The 18,996-nt window shown below is 60.1% G+C and carries 19 protein-coding genes; 10 read left to right on the top strand and 9 right to left on the bottom strand.

Translation table 11 applies throughout. From position 1 onward, the window contains the following. Window positions 1-57: 57 nt before the first annotated feature. From nth to metG, 7 genes are all read right to left on the bottom strand, one after another. The gene (gene nth / locus GTQ41_RS21175) at window positions 58-696 is read right to left on the bottom strand and encodes an endonuclease III (protein WP_003227707.1); all 639 of its coding nucleotides are present in this window, start codon (window positions 694-696) and stop codon (window positions 58-60) included. After that, the gene (locus GTQ41_RS21170) at window positions 693-1,274 is read right to left on the bottom strand and encodes an Rnf-Nqr domain containing protein (protein ID WP_131671116.1); all 582 of its coding nucleotides are present in this window, start codon (window positions 1,272-1,274) and stop codon (window positions 693-695) included. The genes nth and GTQ41_RS21170 overlap by 4 nt, the downstream gene beginning before the upstream one ends. After that, on the bottom strand, window positions 1,271-1,876 hold the full coding sequence (locus GTQ41_RS21165) for an RnfABCDGE type electron transport complex subunit G (protein ID WP_047296190.1): 606 nt from the start codon (window positions 1,874-1,876) through the stop codon (window positions 1,271-1,273). The genes GTQ41_RS21170 and GTQ41_RS21165 overlap by 4 nt, the downstream gene beginning before the upstream one ends. Beyond that, a complete protein-coding gene (locus GTQ41_RS21160) occupies window positions 1,873-2,856 on the bottom strand; it encodes an RnfABCDGE type electron transport complex subunit D (RefSeq protein WP_047296188.1) in 984 nt (327 codons plus the stop codon). Before GTQ41_RS21160 ends, GTQ41_RS21165 begins: the two co-directional genes overlap by 4 nt. Then, window positions 2,843-4,072 carry an electron transport complex subunit RsxB gene (gene rsxB / locus GTQ41_RS21155; RefSeq protein ID WP_047296186.1) on the bottom strand — a complete coding sequence of 410 codons (1,230 nt, stop codon included), beginning with the start codon at window positions 4,070-4,072 and terminating at the stop codon, window positions 2,843-2,845. Before rsxB ends, GTQ41_RS21160 begins: the two co-directional genes overlap by 14 nt. Further along, window positions 4,069-4,638 (bottom strand): electron transport complex protein RnfA, encoded by a 570-nt coding sequence (locus GTQ41_RS21150; protein WP_047296184.1) that lies wholly within the window; start codon window positions 4,636-4,638, stop codon window positions 4,069-4,071. The genes rsxB and GTQ41_RS21150 overlap by 4 nt, the downstream gene beginning before the upstream one ends. 132 nt (window positions 4,639-4,770) lie before the next feature. After that, entirely contained in the window at window positions 4,771-6,822 is a 2,052-nt protein-coding gene (gene metG / locus GTQ41_RS21145; RefSeq protein ID WP_047296182.1) for a methionine--tRNA ligase, read from the bottom strand. A 321-nt stretch (window positions 6,823-7,143) separates the two neighbouring features. Between metG and apbC the strand changes: the two genes are divergently transcribed. Beyond that, the gene (gene apbC, locus GTQ41_RS21140) at window positions 7,144-8,238 is read left to right on the top strand and encodes an iron-sulfur cluster carrier protein ApbC (RefSeq protein ID WP_047296180.1); all 1,095 of its coding nucleotides are present in this window, start codon (window positions 7,144-7,146) and stop codon (window positions 8,236-8,238) included. 95 nt (window positions 8,239-8,333) lie between these two features. On the opposite strand, the gene GTQ41_RS21135 is transcribed toward apbC, so the two are convergent. Beyond that, window positions 8,334-9,092: an SDR family oxidoreductase gene (locus tag GTQ41_RS21135; RefSeq protein WP_047296308.1), complete on the bottom strand. Its 759-nt coding sequence runs from the start codon at window positions 9,090-9,092 to the stop codon at window positions 8,334-8,336. A gap of 163 nt (window positions 9,093-9,255) precedes the next feature. On the opposite strand from GTQ41_RS21135, the gene GTQ41_RS21130 reads away from it, so the two are divergent. The 4 genes from GTQ41_RS21130 (at window position 9,256) to groL (ending at window position 12,778) form a co-directional block, all read left to right on the top strand. Next, window positions 9,256-9,987: a HugZ family protein gene (locus GTQ41_RS21130; protein ID WP_047296178.1), complete on the top strand. Its 732-nt coding sequence runs from the start codon at window positions 9,256-9,258 to the stop codon at window positions 9,985-9,987. Window positions 9,988-10,052: 65 nt separating this feature from the next. Further along, window positions 10,053-10,529 (top strand): FxsA family protein, encoded by a 477-nt coding sequence (locus tag GTQ41_RS21125; RefSeq protein ID WP_047296176.1) that lies wholly within the window; start codon window positions 10,053-10,055, stop codon window positions 10,527-10,529. Between the two features lie 258 nt (window positions 10,530-10,787). Continuing rightward, entirely contained in the window at window positions 10,788-11,081 is a 294-nt protein-coding gene (locus GTQ41_RS21120; protein WP_007916610.1) for a co-chaperone GroES, read from the top strand. Window positions 11,082-11,131: 50 nt separating this feature from the next. Next, complete coding sequence (groL, locus tag GTQ41_RS21115) at window positions 11,132-12,778, top strand: chaperonin GroEL (protein WP_007964008.1); 1,647 nt, start codon at window positions 11,132-11,134, stop codon at window positions 12,776-12,778. Window positions 12,779-12,995: 217 nt separating this feature from the next. Here the strand turns inward: groL and GTQ41_RS21110 are convergent, their stop codons facing one another. After that, entirely contained in the window at window positions 12,996-14,945 is a 1,950-nt protein-coding gene (locus GTQ41_RS21110) for an LTA synthase family protein (RefSeq protein WP_047296174.1), read from the bottom strand. Between the two features lie 203 nt (window positions 14,946-15,148). Here GTQ41_RS21110 and GTQ41_RS21105 point away from each other — a divergent pair, with 203 nt between their 5' ends. The 5 genes from GTQ41_RS21105 (at window position 15,149) to GTQ41_RS21085 (ending at window position 18,864) form a co-directional block, all read left to right on the top strand. After that, window positions 15,149-15,832, top strand: a complete 684-nt coding sequence (locus GTQ41_RS21105) for a response regulator transcription factor (RefSeq protein ID WP_047296172.1) — start codon at window positions 15,149-15,151, stop codon at window positions 15,830-15,832. Beyond that, window positions 15,822-17,096 (top strand): HAMP domain-containing sensor histidine kinase, encoded by a 1,275-nt coding sequence (locus GTQ41_RS21100; RefSeq protein ID WP_041068403.1) that lies wholly within the window; start codon window positions 15,822-15,824, stop codon window positions 17,094-17,096. Before GTQ41_RS21105 ends, GTQ41_RS21100 begins: the two co-directional genes overlap by 11 nt. Before the next feature lie 151 nt (window positions 17,097-17,247). Continuing rightward, entirely contained in the window at window positions 17,248-17,916 is a 669-nt protein-coding gene (locus GTQ41_RS21095; protein ID WP_047296170.1) for a class I SAM-dependent methyltransferase, read from the top strand. Between the two features lie 4 nt (window positions 17,917-17,920). Then, entirely contained in the window at window positions 17,921-18,634 is a 714-nt protein-coding gene (locus GTQ41_RS21090; RefSeq protein ID WP_047296168.1) for a lipopolysaccharide kinase InaA family protein, read from the top strand. A gap of 2 nt (window positions 18,635-18,636) precedes the next feature. After that, entirely contained in the window at window positions 18,637-18,864 is a 228-nt protein-coding gene (locus GTQ41_RS21085) for a hypothetical protein (protein ID WP_041068407.1), read from the top strand. The last annotated feature ends 132 nt before the right edge of the window (window positions 18,865-18,996 follow it).

Genomic DNA, 18,996 nt, shown 5'->3' with positions numbered 1-18,996 from the left:
CCTGCTGCGGGTAAAAAAGATTTTTTCAATCGGTAAATCAATTATTCCAATAGCCAATCAATCGTCCGAGGTTTTGTGTTTGTACTCGCACAAATCTTCGATCCGGCAGCTGCCACAGCGTGGCTTGCGCGCCAGACACACATAGCGACCGTGCAGAATCAGCCAGTGGTGAGAATCCAGCAGGTAGTCTTTTGGCACAAATTTCATCAGCTTCTTTTCAACTTCAACGACATTTTTACCCGGGGCAATACCGGTGCGGTTGCTCACACGAAAAATGTGCGTGTCGACCGCCATGGTCAACTGACGGAAAGCGGTATTCAGGACCACGTTGGCCGTCTTGCGGCCGACGCCGGGCAGCGCTTCCAGTTCTTCGCGCGTCTGCGGGACTTCGCCATTGTGCAGTTCGACCAGCATGCGGCAGGTCTCGATCACGTTTTTCGCTTTGCTGTTATAGAGACCGATGGTTTTGATGTATTCGGACAGCCCTTCGACGCCCAGTGCGTGGATCGCAGCGGGGGTGTTAGCCACCGGGAACAGTTTGGCCGTGGCCTTGTTGACGCCGACGTCGGTTGATTGCGCCGAAAGAATGACCGCGATCAACAACTCGAACGGCGAGGAATAGGCCAGCTCGGTCTTCGGCTCGGGATTGTCTTCATGAAGTCTGCGGAAGATTTCCAGACGTTTTGCGGCATTCATGGATGATGTGTTTCCTTGGAGAGAGCGTTCGAACGGGTCCAGGCCTGGCGGGCGGCGAGCAGAAGCCCAAGCACGATAAAGGCGCCGGGAACCAGGGTGAACAGGTGCAGCCCTTCGTCGAACAGCACCAGGCCTTGCCAGTGCTCAGGCAGGCCACGGCCGATATGGCCCTGACCGAACAGTTCACGCAGTCCAGCCAGCGCGATCAGCAACCCGCTCGACAGGCCAAAAAACTTCAGGCGCAGGCCAAATGCCTGAGCAAAGAATCCATTGTATTCCAGCACCACGCATTGCAAGGCGATCAGCCCGGCATAGATTCCGAGTGACTGTTGCCACTGCAACGCCCAGCGTTGCGCGAGGAGATTGGCGCAACTGGTCAGGGTGGCGGCCAGCAGCAGACTGGCCAGCATCCGGTCACTGTCAGACAGTCGCGAGCGCAATGCGCCGAAACAGACACCGTAAACCGCCACGACGGCGCCCGACATCAGCAGCATGCCCACTGCGCTAGCCAGTGTTGTACTGGTGCCAAGCAGCACAACCAGCATCAAGGCATTCGTCAGGTTTATCGGCCGGTTCATGATCCGATCCCCAGCAAGGTTGCCCGGTGCTCATCGAAGTAGCGCAAGGCGTCGTGGATGGCATTGACGGTGGCCCGGGAGGTGATGGTCGCGCCCGCCAGTTGATCGAACTGTCCCTGATCCTTTTTCAGCGCCCAGCCTGCGTTGTCAGGCGCGTGACGCGATTGACCGGTAAATGTCGCCAGCCAGTGGTTCGGCCAGTCGCCAATCCGCCCGCCGAGCGCGGGCGTTTCGTTGTGCCGCAGGGTTTTTACGCCCAGCAGTCTGCCGTTGGCATCGATGGCGATCAGCAGTTCGATAACGCCGGCATAACCCTCGGTCTGCGTGCGCAACAGCACCGCCACCGGCTGTCCGGCTTTGCTGGCGCGGTAACCCGCCAGCAATTTGCTGTGGCTCAACGTCGCATCAGTCAATGCCAGTGGCTGCTCCAGCGGCTGATTGTCGTATGCATCAGCCGCGAGTACATCGAGCAGTTTGCGGCTGTCGAGCAGGGTTTGCTCGCTGGCAATCTGTGGCGCACTGGCGCGTTGCACCACATAAGTCAGGCCGAGCCCTGCGCCGGCCAGCAGCACAAGCGTCACGACAGATACCGTGCGGCTCATGATTGCACCTGCGTCTGGCGGGCGGCGGCAAAACGTTCCAGCGCTGGCACGCAGAGATTCATCAGCAACACCGCAAACGCGACACCGTCGGGGTAGCCACCCCATGTGCGAATCAGGTAGGTGAGCAAGCCGACGCCAACGCCGAACAGCAGCCGGGCCAGCGGACTTTTGGCGCCCGACACCGGTTCGGTGATGATGAAAAAGGCACCGAGCATGGTTGCCCCGCTCAACAGATGAAACAGCGGTGAGCCGTGGGAATCCGAACCCGAACCGTTCCAGCAGAGCAGGCTGACGACAAACAGGCTGGCCAGCATGCCGACCGGCGCTTGCCAGGCGATTACCCGGCGCTGCAACAGCCACAGCCCGCCGGCGAGAAACGCCAGATTGATCCACTCCACGCCGCGTCCGCCGAAGCGGCCGAACGCCGGGTTGGCGGCGAACAACTCATCCATGGTCAGGCTCTTGTTGATGCGCAGACTGTCCAGCGCAGTGGCCTGCACCCAGGCGTCCGGGGCCTGGCCCAGATTCAGGACTTGGGCAAAAGCGGCCTGCAGATTCATGCCGTGCGCCGGCCAGTGGGTCATCGGCTGCGGGAACAGCAGCATCGCCAGGGCGAAACCGAGCATGGCCGGGTTGAACGGATTCTTGCCGACACCACCGTACAAATGCTTGCCGAACAGCAGACCCGAAGCCACCGCGGTCACGGTCAGCCACCACGGGCAGTAAGGCGGCAGGGCAGCGGCCAGCAGTGTCGCGCTGACCAGCGCGCTGCCATCGCTGAGCGTCAGTTGCAAAGGTTGGCGCCGCAGGCGGGTGACGCCGGCCTCAATCAGCAGCGCCGTGCTCGCCGCCAGAATCAAATTGATCAGCACGCCCCAGCCGTAACACCAGAACAGTGCCAACAATCCCGGCAGCGTGGCCAGCAGCACCTGCTTCATCGCCTGTTGCAGGCGATCATCCGGTGCCTCACGGGGCGACATGGTCTTGCACCTGACGCTCGGCGGCCAGCAGGCGAGCGCGGGCCTTGTCGAGGATGTCATTCGGTGTGTCGGCGCGGCGTTCGAGTTTGCTCAGGTCGGCGCGGGCGTAGGCCAATTCGGTTTTCAACTGGCGGAGCTGGTTGTCGATCGGGCGCTTTTCCATCCGGACCAGATCAGGCACAGGCTGCTCACTGGCCGCCTCGGCCACATGCAGGCCTTGCTCGGCATCACGCAGGGCCTGTTCCAGCGTGGCAATCTGCTGCGCGGGTGCTTCGGCGGTCTGAGCCTTTTTCAGTTCGGCGCGACGCATGGCCAACTGGATTTTTGCCCGTTTCAGATCCGCGTCTTTCACTGGAGCCGGAGCCGGAGCCGGAGCCGGAGCCGCAGCGGCTGGAGCGGCGGCGCTGCTTTCGAGTTTCGCCAGCGCCTGTTCTGCCGCTTCGAACTGCTGTTGCAGCACGATCAGTTGCGATTGCTGTTCGAAGGTCGGTGGATGGCCGAAGGCTTTCAGCGATTTGTGCAATTGTGCGCGGCTCATGGCGACATCGATCTTGGCTTTCTTCAGCGCCGCATCGGCGGTTGCGGCTTTCTGCGCGCGCACCCGTTCCAGAGCTGCCTGCACCGGGTCGAGAGTGGCCGCCGCCGGTTGCGCCGCCCGTTGCGCGCGGGCTTCGCGCTCAGCCTGTTTGTGCTGTTCTTCACGTTGCAGGCGGGCGTTGCGGCGTTCAAAACGCTGGCGCGCATGATCGCGTTTGGCCGTGCGTGCGCGCAGCTCTTCAAGGCTGGTCGCCAGACCACCGACCACCGGCAAGGTGCCGAGCGGCAGCGGGTGCATCTCGATGCAATCCACCGGACACGGTGCCACGCACAGGTCGCAACCGGTGCATTCGTCGATCAGCACGGTGTGCATCAGTTTCGCCGCGCCGACGATGGCGTCGATCGGGCAGGCCTGGATGCACTTGGTGCAGCCGATGCACTCGGCTTCGCGGATGTAGGCCACTTGTGGCGGTGCCGCGCCGCGGCTGACGTCCAGTTCCAGCACCGGTACTTTCAACAGTTCAGCCAGGGCGGCGATGGTTTCGTCGCCGCCGGGCGGGCACTTGTTGATCGGTTCGCCGTCGACGATGCCTTGCGCATAGGGCTTGCACCCGGGGTGGCCGCATTTGCCGCACTGGGTCTGCGGCAGGAGGGCGTCGATGAGTTGAATCAGACTCATGTTTTGATCAGTCCACTGAATCCGAGAAAAATCACTGCGATCAGTCCGGCGCCGATCAGGTCGATCGGCAAGCCGCGAAAGGGCAGGGGAATGTCGTTGTCCGCCGTGCGTTCACGCAAGTCGCTGAACAGGCTCAGCACCAGCCAGAAACCTAGCCCGGCGCCGAGGCTCAGTGCCGCCGCCTGCAACAGGCCATGATCATTTTGCGCATTGATCAAGGCCAGCCCCAGCACGCCGGCATTGCCCAACAACAATGGCCATAGCCCATCGAAGGGCCAGTCAGGCAGCGCACGGGTCAGCAGTTTCAATACTGGCGCGATCAGCAGCACGTTGAGCGGCAAGAACACGAACAGGTGCAGGGCCTGCAGTTGCAGCGGTACCAGCAGCCAGTGCCAGATTGCATAACCGAAGATGCCGACGCTCAGCATCAGGCACCCCGTCGCCAGCCCCAGCGCATGCACCAGGCGCCGACTGCCGGCCAGCAACGGATCGATACCCAGCGGCCAATGCAACACGAAGTTGTTGAGCAGGGCGGCACTGATCAGCGTAAGCGCAAGTTCGGTCATGGTTCTGCCGGCAGCAACGGGCGGGTGTCACTTAAGGTTAGGCATTATCCGGCACCCGCGAAGGGTGGGCCAGATATGAAAAATCCCACAGGCCTGCAGAACATGCCTGTGGGATCGTTTTACCGCTGGGTCTTACTTGATGCGTTGACCCGGCTTGGCGCCGCTGTCCGGGCTCAGCAGGTAGATTTCTTCACCGCCAGGGCCGGCGGCCATCACCATGCCTTCGGACATGCCGAACTTCATTTTCCGGGGCTTGAGGTTGGCGATCATCATGGTCAGGCGACCGTCGAGTTTCGACGGGTCCGGGTAGGCGCTCTTGATTCCGGAGAACACGTTGCGCTGCTCATCACCGATGTCCAGGGTCAGGCGCAGCAGCTTGTCCGCGCCTTCCACGTGTTCAGCCTTGACGATCAGGGCCACGCGCAGGTCGACGGCGGCGAAGGTGTCGAAGTCGATTTCCGGCGACAGCGGATCCTTGGCCAGTTCGCCATTGCCCGCAGGTGCGGCAGCGCCGGTGTCGGTCTGGCTGGCGGTCAGGTCTTCTTTCGAGGCGTCGGTCATGGCTTGCACTTTTACCGGGTCGATGCGGGTCATCAACGGTTTGAATTCGTTCAACTGATGGTTGGCCAGCAGGGTGGTGTGGTCGTTCCAGGTCAGCGGGGCGACATTGAGGAATGCCTCGGCGTCGGCGGCCAGCAGCGGCAGCACCGGTTTGAGGAAGATCACCAGCTGGCGGAAAAGGTTGATGCCGGTGGCGCAGATCGCCTGGACTTCATCCTGCTTGCCTTCCTGCTTGTTCAGCGACCATGGCGCCTTGTCGGCGATCCAGGCATTGGCGCGGTCGGCCAGGGCCATGGTTTCGCGCATGGCGCGGGCGAAGTCGCGGGCTTCATAGGCGTCGGCAATGCTTGGCGCCGCGGCGAGGAAGGCCTCGGTCAGCTCTGGCGCAGCATTGTTGTCGACCAGCAGGCCGCCGTTGCCCTTGTGGATGAAACCGGCACAACGGCTGGCGATGTTGACCACTTTGCCGACCAGGTCGGAGTTGACCTTCTGCACGAAGTCTTCGAGGTTCAGGTCGAGGTCATCGACACCACGGCCCAGTTTGGCCGCGTAGTAGTAACGCAGGTATTCCGGCGACAGGTGATCCAGGTAGGTGCGCGCCTTGATGAACGTGCCACGGGACTTGGACATCTTCTGGCCGTTAACGGTCAGGTAGCCGTGCACGTTGATCCCGGTCGGTTTGCGGAAACCGGCGCCTTCGAGCATGGCAGGCCAGAACAGGGCGTGGAAGTTGACGATGTCCTTGCCGATGAAGTGGTACAGCTCGGCGGTCGAGTCCTTGCCCCAGAACGCGTCAAAGTCCAGCTCCGGCGTGCGGTTGCAGAGGTTCTTGAAACTCGCCATGTAGCCGATCGGCGCATCCAGCCACACATAGAAATATTTGCCCGGCTCGTCCGGAATCTCGAAACCGAAGTACGGCGCATCGCGGGAGATGTCCCACTGTTGCAGGCCGGCGTCCAGCCACTCGGCGATCTTGTTGGCCACGGCGTCCTGCAGGGTGCCGCTGCGGGTCCAGGTCTGCAGCATCTGCTGGAAGTCTGGCAGCTTGAAGAAGAAGTGCTGGGAATCCTTGAGCACCGGAGTGGCGCCGGAGATGGCCGACTTCGGATCCTTCAGGTCGGTCGGGGCGTAGGTCGCACCGCACTTTTCGCAGTTGTCGCCGTACTGGTCTTCAGTGCCGCATTTCGGGCAGGTGCCCTTGATGAAGCGGTCGGCCAGGAACATTTTCTTTTCCGGGTCGAAATACTGGGTAATCGAGCGCTGGGCAATGTGCCCGGCATCGCGCAGCTTCAGGTAGATCTGGCTCGACAGCTCACGGTTTTCTTCGGCGTGAGTGGAGTGGAAGTTGTCGAAGTCGACCAGGAATTCGGCAAAGTCGGCGCTGTGTTCAGCCTGCACATTGGCGATCAGTTGTTCCGGAGTGATGCCTTCCTTTTCCGCGCGCAGCATGATCGCCGAACCATGGGCGTCGTCGGCGCAGACATAAATGCATTGATTGCCGCGATGCTTCTGGAAGCGCACCCACATATCGGTCTGGATGTATTCCAGCATGTGGCCAAGGTGGATCGAACCGTTGGCGTAGGGCAGGGCGCTGGTGACGAGGATCTTGCGTGGTTCGGACATGTGGGGCTTCGCTACTTGATGAAACGGAGGTCGGCCACTATAAAGCGCTGGCGCATATTTTTCACCCTGTGCCGCTGGGTACTTTGAGAGCATTTGTGGCGAGGGGATTTATCCCCGATGGGTGGCGAAGCCGCCCCCAAACCCGATATCAGGGCCTGTCAGACACACTGCGGGTGATGGTTTTGCGACTGCTGCGCAGCCGATCGGGGATAAATCCCCTCGCCACAGGGGATAACGGGTTGAAGTAATCAGTTCGCCACAAATCAGCGTCCAGCGTACGATACCCGCCATCTTTTCCCAGTCTTGTTATCGGAGTTGCCCATGAGTGCCGTCACTCGCGCAGCGGTGGAAGCCGTCCTCAGCCAATACACCGACCCCTACCTGAACCAGGACCCGGTCAGCGCCGGTTGCGTGAAGCACATCGAGATCGATGGCGACCGCGTCAAGGTTCAGCTGGAAATCGGCTACGCCGCCGGCCTGTTCAAGAGCGGCTGGGCGCAGTTGCTGCAACTGGCCATCGAAAACCTCGATGGGGTGACGATCGCCAGGGTCGAGGTCAACAGCGTGATCGCCGCGCACAAGGCCCAGGCGCAGATCCCGGGCCTGGCCAACGTCAAGAACGTGGTCGCCGTGGCGTCGGGCAAGGGCGGTGTGGGCAAGTCGACCACTGCGGCCAACCTCGCATTGGCGCTGGCCCGCGAAGGCGCCAGGGTGGGGATTCTCGACGCCGACATCTATGGCCCGAGCCAGGGCATCATGTTCGGCATCCCCGAGCGCACTCGCCCCGAGGTCAAGGATCAGAAGTGGTTCGTGCCGCTCAAGGCCCACGGTGTCGAAGTCATGTCGATGGCGTTCCTGACCGACGACAACACGCCGATGGTCTGGCGCGGGCCGATGGTCTCCGGCGCGTTGCTGCAACTGGTTACGCAAACCGCGTGGGGCGATCTGGATTATCTGGTCATCGATATGCCGCCAGGCACTGGCGACATCCAACTGACCCTGGCGCAGAAAGTCCCGGTGGCCGGTGCGGTTATCGTCACCACCCCGCAGGATCTGGCGTTGCTCGATGCGCGCAAAGGCGTGGAAATGTTCCGCAAGGTCAACATCCCGGTGCTGGGCGTGGTGGAAAACATGGCGGTGCACATCTGCTCGAACTGCGGACATGCCGAGCATCTGTTCGGTGAGGGCGGTGGCGAGAAACTGGCCACCCAATATGGCGTTGAACTGCTGGCCTCGCTGCCGCTGTCGATGCTGATCCGCGAGCAGGCCGATGGCGGCAAGCCAACGGTGATCGCCGAACCGGACAGCCAGATCGCGATGGTCTATCAGGAACTGGCCCGCCACGTCGGCGCGCGCATTGTGTTGCAGGAAGCGGCGACGCCGGCAATGCCGAATATCAGCATCAGTGACGATTGATCGGCGTCGTTTGCTAAAAGATCGCAGCCTGCGGCAGCTCCTACAGAAAAGCTCTGTGTAGGAGCTGCCGCAGGCTGCGATCTTTTGATCTTGCTTTAGATGCGCAACCCGCCATCCATCTCCAGAATCCGCCCGGTGTAGTAGTCGTTCTCGAAGATGTACGCGGCCGAATGGGCGATCTCTTCCGGCTTGCCCATGCGCTTGAGCGGAATACCCGAGGTCATTTTTTCCAGCGCTTCGGGCTTCATGCCCAGGGTCATCTCGGTTTCGATGAAGCCCGGCGCAATGCCCGCCACGCGAATGCCGTAACGCGCCAGTTCCTTGGCCCAAGTCACGGTGGCTGCGGCCACGCCTGCCTTGGCGGCGGAATAGTTGGTCTGGCCGACGTTACCGGCGCGGGAGATCGAGGAAATGTTGATGATCGCGCCGCTGGTCTTCAGCTCGACCATTTTCGCCGCCACTTCACGGGTGCACAGGAACACGCCAGTCAGGTTAACGTCGATCACCGCCTGCCACTGGGCCAGGCTCATTTTGCTCATTTCGCCGTCTTTGACCTTGAGCAGCAGGCCATCGCGCAGGATTCCGGCGTTGTTGATCAGGCCGTGGATCGCGCCGAAATCTTCGGCAACCTGCGCGACCATGTGTTCAACCTGTTCTTCATTGGCCACGTTGCACAGATAGCTGCGCGCCTCGACACCCTTGGCCTTGCAGGCTGCCACCGCGTCATCGAGTTTTTCCTGATTGAGGTCGACCAGTGCAAGCCTGGCGCCTTTGCCGGCGAAATACTCGGCCATGGAACGGCCCAAACCCTGGCAACCGCCGGTGATAATGATTACTTTGTCGTTGAGTTGCATGCGCATGCCCCGATAGCCGGTCTGAGTGGTTTTTGTTATTGGCGACGCTCGATCCGTACCGGTATGGCCAGATTGCACATGAGCATTGCCCGATGGCGTTACAGGGACTTATCCCCAGGCGCCTGTCCGTTTTTTCGACGGATTCTATTTAAGGAGTCATAAATTGAGCGTTGAAGCGGCCAAGAATGCCCGAGAATTGCTTCTCAAGGAATACCGTGGCGTATTGTCGACCCACTCCAAATCGATGCCCGGTTTCCCGTTCGGCTCAGTGGTGCCGTATTGCCTGGACGAGCAAGGCCGTCCGCTGATCCTGATCAGCCGCATCGCCCAACACACTCACAACCTGCAGAAGGACCCGAAGTGTTCGCTGCTGGTGGGCGAGCGTGAGGCCGACGACGTGCAGGCCGTTGGTCGCCTGACCTATCTGGCCGAGGCGCAAAAGCTCGAAGATCCGGCGGCTATCGAAGGCGCCGCCGAGCGTTACTACCGTTATTTCCCCGATTCGCAGAACTACCACAAGGCCCACGATTTTGATTTCTGGGTGCTCAACCCGGTACGTCACCGCTACATCGGCGGTTTCGGCGCGATTCACTGGGTCGATCAATTGACCCTGGCCAATCCGTTCGCCGGCAAGGCGGAAATCAGCATGGTCGAGCACATGAACAGCGATCACGCCAAAGCCATCGCGCATTACGTGGAGCTCAGCGGGTTGCCGCAAACCGTGCCGGCGCAACTGGCCGGAATCGACAGCGAAGGCATGCACCTGCGCATCGGTCAGGCACTGTACTGGTTGCCCTTTCAAGCGCCTTGTCATACGCCGATACAAGTGCGCGAAGCCTTGGTTTCTCTGGCTCACGCCGAGGTCTGGCCAAAAAATGCGGTGGCCGACGCTTGAATTCACGAAAGGGCGACGTCATCTAAGGCTTACTGCAAGGCATTTCTTGCGTTGAGGAATCTTTGATGCGCCCTTTTTTGTTGCTCTTTCTGCTGTTTCCGGTGCTGGAGCTGTTCGTATTCGTCAAAGTGGCAGGGGCGATCGGGTTTTTCCCGGCCCTGCTGCTGATCATTCTCGGCTCGATGTTCGGTGTGTTCGTACTGCGCGTCGCCGGTCTGGCAACTGCGCTGCGTGCCCGTGAAAGCCTGAATCGCGGTGAGTTGCCCGCACAGACCATGCTTGAAGGCTTGATGCTTGCCTTGGCTGGCGGCCTGTTGATCCTGCCGGGTTTCGTCAGTGACGTGGTCGGTCTGGTGATGTTGTTGCCGTTCACCCGTCGTCTGCTGGCCAATAAAATGCGTCAGCGCGCCGAAGAGCAGGCGATGCGTCAGCGGGCCTTTGCCGATGACCTGCAACCCCGTGGCGGTCCTGCAACGCGCCAGCCTCTGGGCCGCGAGGGTGATGTGATCGAAGGCGAGTTCGAACATCGCGACAGCCAGTAACCCCTGCATTGACACGGCACCTTCGGGTGCCGTTTGTTTATGCGCGGCATTCAAGGGGCACATGATGAAAAATTTTCTGTCCCCGCCCTTGTAATAAGCTTATGCGCCCTTATGTATCGGTCACCGAAAGGTTTCCGGCATTCAAGCCGGACAGACTTCCGCGGTTCGCTCGACGAACCGCAACCGGCGCAGGCCGGATTTGTTAAACCCGCCGGGACTACACCGGCCGATGAAAACCACAATTAGGAGAGATCGACAATGAAGCTTCGTCCTCTGCATGACCGCGTCGTCATCCGTCGCAGCGAAGAAGAAAAGAAAACCGCTGGCGGTATCGTCCTGCCAGGTTCGGCTGCTGAAAAAGCCAACCACGGTGTGATTCTCGCTGTAGGCCCGGGCAAGGCTCTGGAAAACGGTGAAGTGCGTGCACTGTCCGTGAAGGAAGGCGACAAGGTTGTGTTCGGTCCTTACTCCGGCAGCAACACTGTGAAAGTTGACGGCGAAGACCTGCTGGTAATGAGCGAGAACGAAATCCTCGCTGTTATCGAAGGCTGATACCCCCGTTCATTTTCCCGTTACTACAAAGTATTTAAGGAATATCGATCATGGCTGCTAAAGAAGTTAAGTTCGGCGATGCCGCTCGCTCCAAGATGCTCAAAGGCGTCAACGTTCTGGCTGACGCGGTAAAAGCGACCCTGGGCCCGAAAGGCCGTAACGTGATTCTCGAGAAGAGCTTCGGCGCTCCGACCATCACCAAGGACGGCGTTTCCGTCGCCAAGGAAATCGAACTCGAAGATCGCTTCGAAAACATGGGCGCGCAGCTGGTCAAAGACGTTGCCTCCCGTGCCAACGATGACGCTGGTGACGGTACTACCACTGCGACCGTTCTGGCTCAATCGATCGTCAACGAAGGCCTGAAAGCCGTCGCTGCCGGCATGAACCCGATGGACCTGAAGCGCGGTATCGACAAAGCGACCATCGCCATCGTCAAAGAGCTGAAAGCCCTGTCCAAGCCATGCGCTGACACCAAGGCCATCGCTCAGGTAGGTACCATCTCCGCCAACTCCGACAACTCCATCGGCGACATCATTGCCGAAGCCATGGAAAAGGTCGGTAAAGAAGGCGTGATCACCGTTGAAGAAGGCTCGGGCCTGGAAAACGAACTGTCGGTTGTAGAAGGCATGCAGTTCGACCGTGGCTACCTGTCCCCGTACTTCGTCAACAAGCCGGACACCATGGTGGCCGAGCTCGACGGCCCGCTGATCCTGCTGGTCGACAAAAAGATCTCGAACATCCGCGAAATGCTGCCAGTGCTGGAAGCCGTTGCCAAAGCCGGCCGTCCACTGCTGATCGTTGCCGAAGACGTTGAAGGCGAAGCCCTGGCGACGCTGGTCGTGAACAACATGCGTGGCATCGTCAAGGTTGCAGCCGTCAAGGCGCCAGGCTTCGGCGACCGTCGCAAGGCCATGCTGCAGGACATCGCCGTTCTGACCGGCGGTACCGTGATCTCCGAAGAGATCGGCCTGAGCCTGGAAAGCACCACCCTGGAGCACCTGGGTAACGCCAAGCGCGTGACCCTGTCCAAGGAGAACACCATCATCGTTGACGGTGCTGGCGTACAAGGCGACATCGAAGCACGTATCGCTCAGATCCGCGCCCAGGTTGCCGAAACTTCCTCGGACTACGACCGTGAAAAACTGCAAGAGCGTCTGGCCAAACTGTCCGGCGGTGTTGCAGTGATCAAGGTTGGCGCTGGTTCCGAAGTTGAAATGAAAGAGAAGAAGGCCCGCGTTGAAGACGCCCTGCACGCAACCCGTGCAGCCGTTGAAGAAGGCGTGGTACCTGGCGGTGGCGTTGCGCTGATCCGCGCTCTGGAAGCCCTGACCGAACTGACCGGCGACAACGCTGACCAGAACGTCGGTATCGCTGTGCTGCGTCGCGCTGTTGAAGCGCCGCTGCGTCAGATCGCTGCCAACTCCGGTGACGAGCCAAGCGTAGTGGTCAACGAAGTGAAGAACGGCAAAGGTAACTTCGGTTACAACGCCGCTTCCGGCGAATACGGCGACATGATCGAAATGGGTATCCTGGACCCAACCAAGGTCACCCGTTCCGCTCTGCAAGCTGCAGCCTCGATCGGCGGTCTGATTCTGACCACCGAAGCAGCTGTTGCTGATGCACCGAAGAAAGAAGGCTCGGCTGGCGGCGGTATGCCAGACATGGGCGGCATGGGTGGCATGGGCGGCATGATGTAAGCCAGCCTTACCCCTGTAACGAAAAACCCCGCCTGCGATGAGCAGGCGGGGTTTTTTATTGCCTTCGATTTGTCGTTGGCGCTATACCGAGGTGCGCCCATCGCTGGCAAGCCAGCTCCCACAGGTTTAGCGCAATCCTTGTGGGAGCTGGCTCGCCAGCGATGGCGTCATGTCAGTCAACACAGAGGCTGACTGACACAACAACGTCCATCTTCAGTTAACGATCACTGACCTGCGGAGCCTCTTCTTTCACAGGCTTCCAGCTCAGCAACTGCTGTTTGAAGCCATAACTGGCGGTCTGGTAATAGGTGATCGCGCGAGTAATCAGCGGGTCGTCGCTGCTGACCCGCGACTCGCGGCTTTCGGTCAACGCATCGTCATGCCGGCGCAAGCCCTGGCGTGGGCTGAGGATCGCCAGATCCTTGCCATCGAACAGGCCCAGATGCTGGTAGTTGCCGACCACCACGCGCGATGGCAGCGGGTTGTCCTGCAACAGGTTGCGGCCGAAGAACGTCGAGGTGTAATCCAGGTTCAGCAGGCCCAGCAGCGTCGGGGCCAGATCGATCTGGCTGGCCAGTTGCGCGCTTTCGCGAGCCTCGATCATTTTCGGCGCATAGATGAACAGCGGGATCTGATAGTTGGTGATCGGCAAGTCTTCCTTGCCGGCGCTGCCCGCGGTGTGGTCAGCGACGAAAATGAAGATCGTATTGTCGAACCACGGTTTCTGCCGCGCCTGCTCGAGGAACTGGCCAATCGCATAGTCGGTGTACTTCACCGCGCCATCGCGGCCGTTACCGGACTTGATGTCGATGCGGTTGTCCGGGTAGGTGTAAGGGCGGTGATTGGAGGTGGTCATCAACTGCAGCAGAAACGGCTGCTGTTTGGCGTAGTCGGCATCCGCCAGCTTCAGGGTCTGGCGATACAGATCCTCGTCAGCCATACCCCAAGCGTTTTTGAAGTGGATTTCGGCTTCATCGACGCTGCTCTGATCGACGACGCGATAGCCGTTGCCGCTGAAGAACGCGTTCATGTTGTCGAAGTAGCCGCGTCCGCCATAGACGAACACGCTGTCGTAACCTACGGCGCTGAGCTGTTGGCCAAGGCTGGCGAAACCGCTCTCACGGCCGATGCGCTTGACGATCGAGCGGCCCGGCGTTGGCGGGATGGCCAGGGTGATGGCTTCCAGACCGCGGTCGGTGCGGGTGCCGGTGGCGTAGAAGTTATTGAAGTACAGGCTCTGCTTGCGCAAGGCGTCGAGGTTCGGCGTCAGGTTGCGACCGTCGCCGTTGCTGCCCAGGTACTTGGCGCTCAGGCTTTCGATGGTCACCAGCACGATGTTCGGCTTGCGCGGGGTGCCCGGGTTGTCGATCACCCGGCGAATGTCCTGTGGATCTTTGCCAATGAAGCGCGCGTCGCTCTCACTCAGCTCGGAACGGATCTGGCTGGCGACTTTTTCAGCCGGCAGGCTTTTGTAGAACTGGGTGTAGTCCAGTTCATTATTACGGAACGCGGCGAAGAACTGATACGGACCGTTGCTGGCCAGCTCGTTCTGGTAGGCGTTGCCGCCCTGGGCACGTGGGGCGTCCTGACTGAGCAGTTGCAGACTCAGACCCGCGACGATCAGCAGGCCCAGTGCACTGAGCAGACGTCCGCGCAGCGCTGGCAGCGGGGCATTCATGGCGGCATTGAACGGCTTGCGCAAAGCGAAACTGATGACCACGGCCAATACGGCGAGAAGGCTCAGCAGTTTGCCGATCGGGTAGGATTCAAGGACGTTGTTCAGCACTTCGTCGGAGTACACCAGGTAATCGACGGCGATGAAGTTGAAGCGCACGCCGAACTCGTCCCAGAACAGCCATTCGGCCACCGCCACGAACAACATGGCGAACAGGCTGGTCGTCAGCAGGACGCGCAGGAATCCGCGATGTCCGCGACGGCGCCACAGGCCCGGCGGACAAAGCAACAGGTACAAGCCCATTGGCAGTGCCGCGTAGGCAAGGAACCCCAGGTCATACAGCGTGCCGATGCCGAACACGGAAAGGGCGAAGCCACCGGCCTCATCCAGGTGAGTCAGCAACAGAACCGCGCGCGTCAGGAGAAAAATAACCAGCCAGGCACCGGTGATCAGCAGCAGAAGGCGCACGGGCGCTGTCTTGAAAGAGTCCATCGTCTCGTTTTCCTCATAGCAATGGCGCGCGAGTGTCGCGATGCCACTGTGATCAGGTTGTGAATCGATAGTGAAAACCTTGTTAATGAATTAATTTGCCTGGGCAAATGGACTTGCGCGCGTGCCGGCCCTAGCCCTGAACCGGCGTAGGCCTTAAGCTGCGCGGGCCAAGACGGCCGTCACCGTGTACGGAGGAAATGCCAATGCGAATTCTATTGGTCGAAGACAACCGCGACATCCTGGCCAATCTGGCCGATTACCTGGGGCTCAAAGGCTATACCGTCGATTGTGCCCAGGACGGTTTGTCAGGCTTGCATCTGGCGGCCACCGAGCATTACGACCTGATCGTGCTCGACATCATGCTGCCCGGGATCGATGGCTACACCCTGTGCAAGCGTCTGCGTGAAGACGCGCGGCGCGACACGCCGGTGATCATGCTCACCGCCCGCGATCAACTGGATGATCGTCTGGAGGGCTTCAAGTCCGGGGCCGACGATTACCTGGTCAAGCCGTTTGCCCTGTCCGAACTGGCGGCGCGCGTCGAGGCCGTCATGCGCCGGACCCAGGGTGGCGGACGCCGCGCGTTGCAGGTCGGCGACTTGAGCTACGACCTCGACACCCTGGAAGTGACCCGCGAGGGCAAGCTGCTCAAGCTGAATCCGGTCGGCCTCAAACTGCTGGCGGTGCTGATGCAGAAAAGCCCCCACGTCCTGCGTCGGGAAATTCTCGAAGAAGCATTGTGGGGTGACGACTGCCCGGACAGCGACAGCCTGCGCAGCCATGTCCATCAATTGCGTCAGGTGATCGACAAGCCCTTCGCCAAACCGTTGCTGCAAACCGTGCACGGTGTGGGTTACCGCCTGGCCGAGGGGCGTGATGGAGTTTAAGCAAAGCCTTTCCCAGCGGATCATCATCGCCTTTGCGCTGATGAGTGCGCTGGTGGCCGGGGCCTTTGCCATGGGTATTGTGGCGACCGTGCACCTGGTGGAGGAAAAACTGATTTCGGCGGGGCTGGGCGGCGACCTGCAACGTCTGTTGCTGATGGACAACGTCTCGGACTGGAGCCATCGCCCGGAACCGGATCAGTTGTTCTATTTCAGCGGTGGGCCAGGCGATTTCGAGCTGCCCAAGGATCTGCGTCACCTTGATGCGGGCTTCCACGAAGTGTTCCGCGAGCAGTTGTCTTATCACGCGATGGTCGAGATCGTCGACGGCCGTCGTTATGTCCTGCTGCAGGATCAAAGCGATTTCGAAGAACGTGAACGCGTGCTGTTCGCCGTGGTGCTGGTGGGGTTTGTGCTCAGTCTGGCACTGGCGGTGTTTCTCGGCTGGGTGTTGGCGCGCAAGGTCATGGCGCCGGTGGTGCGCCTGGCGCGGCAAGTGCGCCACCGCGATCAACTGTTGGGGCTGGCGCCACCCTTGGCACCGGATTATGCGGCTGACGAAGTCGGCGAACTCGCGGTGGCGTTCGATGCCACGCTCGGGCGTCTACGGCAGGCACTGACCCGCGAGCGGCTGTTCACCAGCGATGTCAGCCACGAACTGCGTACGCCGTTGATGGTGTTGGCCAGTTCCTGCGAGCTGCTTCTGGAAAACCCGGGGCTGGATCAGCGCGGTCGGGCCCAGGTCGAGCGAATTGCCCGAGCCAGCGAGGAAATGCGCGAACTGGTGCAGACCTTCCTGATGCTCGCCCGCGCTCAGCGGGAAGACGCCGGTTCCGCGCCGCAGCAGACCCTTGCCCAAGTGGCTGACGGACTGCTGGGTATCTGGCGTGAACCGATCGAGTCGAAAGGGCTGCGACTGATGTACGAGTCGGGCAACCCGCCGGACACCTGTTTCAATGCCACCCTGCTCAGCGCGGTCATGGGTAATTTGCTGCGCAATGCCTGTCACTACACCGAACACGGATTCATTCGCCTGACACTCAACGACAACGGTTTCGTCGTCGAAGACTCGGGTGTGGGTATTCCCGAGGAAAAACGCGAAGCCATGTTCCAGCCCTTCGTGCGTGGCAATGAAAAGCGCGGTGAAGGCTTGGGGCTGGGCTTGTCACTGGTGCAGCGAATCTGTGAAAACCAGGGCTGGGAGGTGACGTTGAGTACCATGGAGCCTAATGGTTGCCGCTTCGAGGTCACGCTGGGCAAGCGTTGAGAATCGTTGACCGGCCCGCGCTATTGCTTTTCGCTTGTAAAACCCTGTAATAATTTGCCGGTTTACCTGACGTAATTTTCACATAGGGACGACCTGACGCTGACATGCCACTACCTATGGTAAGGGTATCAGTCAATCAGGAGCCCCCATGATGAGCAGACCGATCAAGCTCGATTTTTCCGAAAAGTATGATGACCAGCATGCACAAAAATATTTGCGCAAGCATCAGGACGGTCTAGGTCGTCGGTTGTCTCACTGGCGGGACGAGCAGTTGGCCCGCAAGGCGTTGACGCTGGCCGGCGAGCCGGGGCTGGTTCTGGATCTGCCGTGCGGTGCAGGGCGTTTCTGGCCGTTGCTGGCGGAAAAGCCCAACCGGGTGATCATTGGTGCGGACAATTCCGAGTCGATGATCAAGACCGCGATGCAAGCGCAACCGGCTGACGTCGTGAAACGGGTACAACCTTTGCACACGTCAGCGTTCGACATTGCTTTGCCCGATAACGCCGTCGACAGCATTTTCTGCATGCGATTGCTGCATCACATCGGTGAAGCCGAGCACCGGCGGGCGATTCTGCGCGAGTTCGAGCGCGTCACCCGTGATAGCGTCATCATTTCGTTGTGGGTGGACGGTAATTTCAAGGCCTGGAAACGCAAGCGCGCCGAGCGGCGTCGCGGGCAGGAAGGTTACCAGAACCGGTTTGTGTTACCGGCTGTGACAGTTGAAAAAGAATTCGAAGAAGCAGGTTTTCGCATTCAGGAACAACTCGATTTTATCCCGCTCTATGCCATGTGGCGGGTTTACGTATTACGCAAGAGGTAACAGGATGGTGGTGCAAACAGCAGCAGAAACGGAAGTCGCTCCCCAGGATCGCTTCGATTACTACTGGAACCAGCGCGGTGAATGGGTGGAAGAGCCCAACGTACGCCGTGGCGGGGAAAGTGGTGTGCAACGGGTCGTGGGCCGTGACGGCCAGTTACTGTATGCCAAGCGCCAGACCGGACATATCTATCGCAGCTGGCTGCATCCTTTCGGCCGTCCGACGGTCTTGCGCGAGCTGGATGCACTGACCGGCGTCAGCCGTCTCGGTGTCCGCGTCCCGCAAATCGTCTTCTGCGGCGCGCAGCCCGATCCGCAATACAAGTGGCGTGCGCTGTTGGTGACCAAGTCACTGGACGGCTTCGACGAACTTGAAAAGTGGGAAGCCGCCGGTGGTCGTGCGCAATACGGCGAAGCCGTCTACGAGCGCGTGCTCAAAGACCTGGCAGAAAACCTGGCGCGCATGCACAAGGGCCGCTGGCAGCACAGCTGTATCTACATCAAACACGTATTTGTACGGGTGACCGGTGAGGGCGACGCGGCGCAGGTCGAAGTGGCATTGATCGATCTGGAAAAATGCCGCCAGCGTCTGACCGCTTATCGCGCGGCCTCCCATGACATGAAGCAATTGCGTCGCCATTCGTCGTTCAGCGACACGGACTGGAAAAAACTCGTCTACTTTTACGAGACGGCGTTTGGCAGCGCTATCAAAGGTTTATAGCGATGAAACTCGAAATTGCACGAGGTTTGTTTTTGGTTGGAGCCTTGGCAGTTGCTTCATTGGCGGTGGCGGCCTGGGAGCAGCCCCGCATGCAGGTGATCGGTGCCACGACCGGCGATGCTCACTGCGCAGTACCACGGGTGGCGAAAGCCACCGTGGCGACTAAACCCGACCATGATCTGTTGTTGTTCATGTTCGGACTTTCTCAAGGGATGAGGCCACAGAGTTGAACCGATTGAAGCCAAAATGAAAGGCCTCGCAGATGCGAGGCCTTTTTTATGCATGAATGAAAATCCCCTGTGTAGGAGCTGCCGCAGGCTGCGATCTTTTGATCTTGATCTCGGCTTTTAAAAACAAAATCA

The sequence above is a fragment of the Pseudomonas sp. AN-B15 genome (assembly GCF_019056475.1).
Classification (GTDB): domain Bacteria; phylum Pseudomonadota; class Gammaproteobacteria; order Pseudomonadales; family Pseudomonadaceae; genus Aquipseudomonas; species Aquipseudomonas parakoreensis.
The sequence above is the reverse complement of the archived record's forward strand: the minus strand, read 5'-3'. Positions and strand labels throughout refer to the sequence as shown.

Coding starts and splice junctions, on each gene's coding strand:
- GTQ41_RS21125 (WP_047296176.1), top strand. CDS start 10,053: ATGCGCCCTTTTTTGTTGCTCTTTCTGCTGTTTCCGGTGCTGGAGCTG.
- GTQ41_RS21120 (WP_007916610.1), top strand. CDS start 10,788: ATGAAGCTTCGTCCTCTGCATGACCGCGTCGTCATCCGTCGCAGCGAA.
- GTQ41_RS21150 (WP_047296184.1), bottom strand. CDS start 4,638: ATGACCGAACTTGCGCTTACGCTGATCAGTGCCGCCCTGCTCAACAAC.
- GTQ41_RS21110 (WP_047296174.1), bottom strand. CDS start 14,945: ATGGACTCTTTCAAGACAGCGCCCGTGCGCCTTCTGCTGCTGATCACC.
- GTQ41_RS21105 (WP_047296172.1), top strand. CDS start 15,149: ATGCGAATTCTATTGGTCGAAGACAACCGCGACATCCTGGCCAATCTG.
- GTQ41_RS21095 (WP_047296170.1), top strand. CDS start 17,248: ATGAGCAGACCGATCAAGCTCGATTTTTCCGAAAAGTATGATGACCAG.
- GTQ41_RS21100 (WP_041068403.1), top strand. CDS start 15,822: ATGGAGTTTAAGCAAAGCCTTTCCCAGCGGATCATCATCGCCTTTGCG.
- GTQ41_RS21165 (WP_047296190.1), bottom strand. CDS start 1,876: ATGAGCCGCACGGTATCTGTCGTGACGCTTGTGCTGCTGGCCGGCGCA.
- rsxB (WP_047296186.1), bottom strand. CDS start 4,072: ATGAGTCTGATTCAACTCATCGACGCCCTCCTGCCGCAGACCCAGTGC.
- GTQ41_RS21090 (WP_047296168.1), top strand. CDS start 17,921: ATGGTGGTGCAAACAGCAGCAGAAACGGAAGTCGCTCCCCAGGATCGC.
- apbC (WP_047296180.1), top strand. CDS start 7,144: ATGAGTGCCGTCACTCGCGCAGCGGTGGAAGCCGTCCTCAGCCAATAC.
- GTQ41_RS21135 (WP_047296308.1), bottom strand. CDS start 9,092: ATGCAACTCAACGACAAAGTAATCATTATCACCGGCGGTTGCCAGGGT.
- GTQ41_RS21160 (WP_047296188.1), bottom strand. CDS start 2,856: ATGTCGCCCCGTGAGGCACCGGATGATCGCCTGCAACAGGCGATGAAG.
- groL (WP_007964008.1), top strand. CDS start 11,132: ATGGCTGCTAAAGAAGTTAAGTTCGGCGATGCCGCTCGCTCCAAGATG.
- nth (WP_003227707.1), bottom strand. CDS start 696: ATGAATGCCGCAAAACGTCTGGAAATCTTCCGCAGACTTCATGAAGAC.
- GTQ41_RS21085 (WP_041068407.1), top strand. CDS start 18,637: ATGAAACTCGAAATTGCACGAGGTTTGTTTTTGGTTGGAGCCTTGGCA.
- GTQ41_RS21170 (WP_131671116.1), bottom strand. CDS start 1,274: ATGAACCGGCCGATAAACCTGACGAATGCCTTGATGCTGGTTGTGCTG.
- metG (WP_047296182.1), bottom strand. CDS start 6,822: ATGTCCGAACCACGCAAGATCCTCGTCACCAGCGCCCTGCCCTACGCC.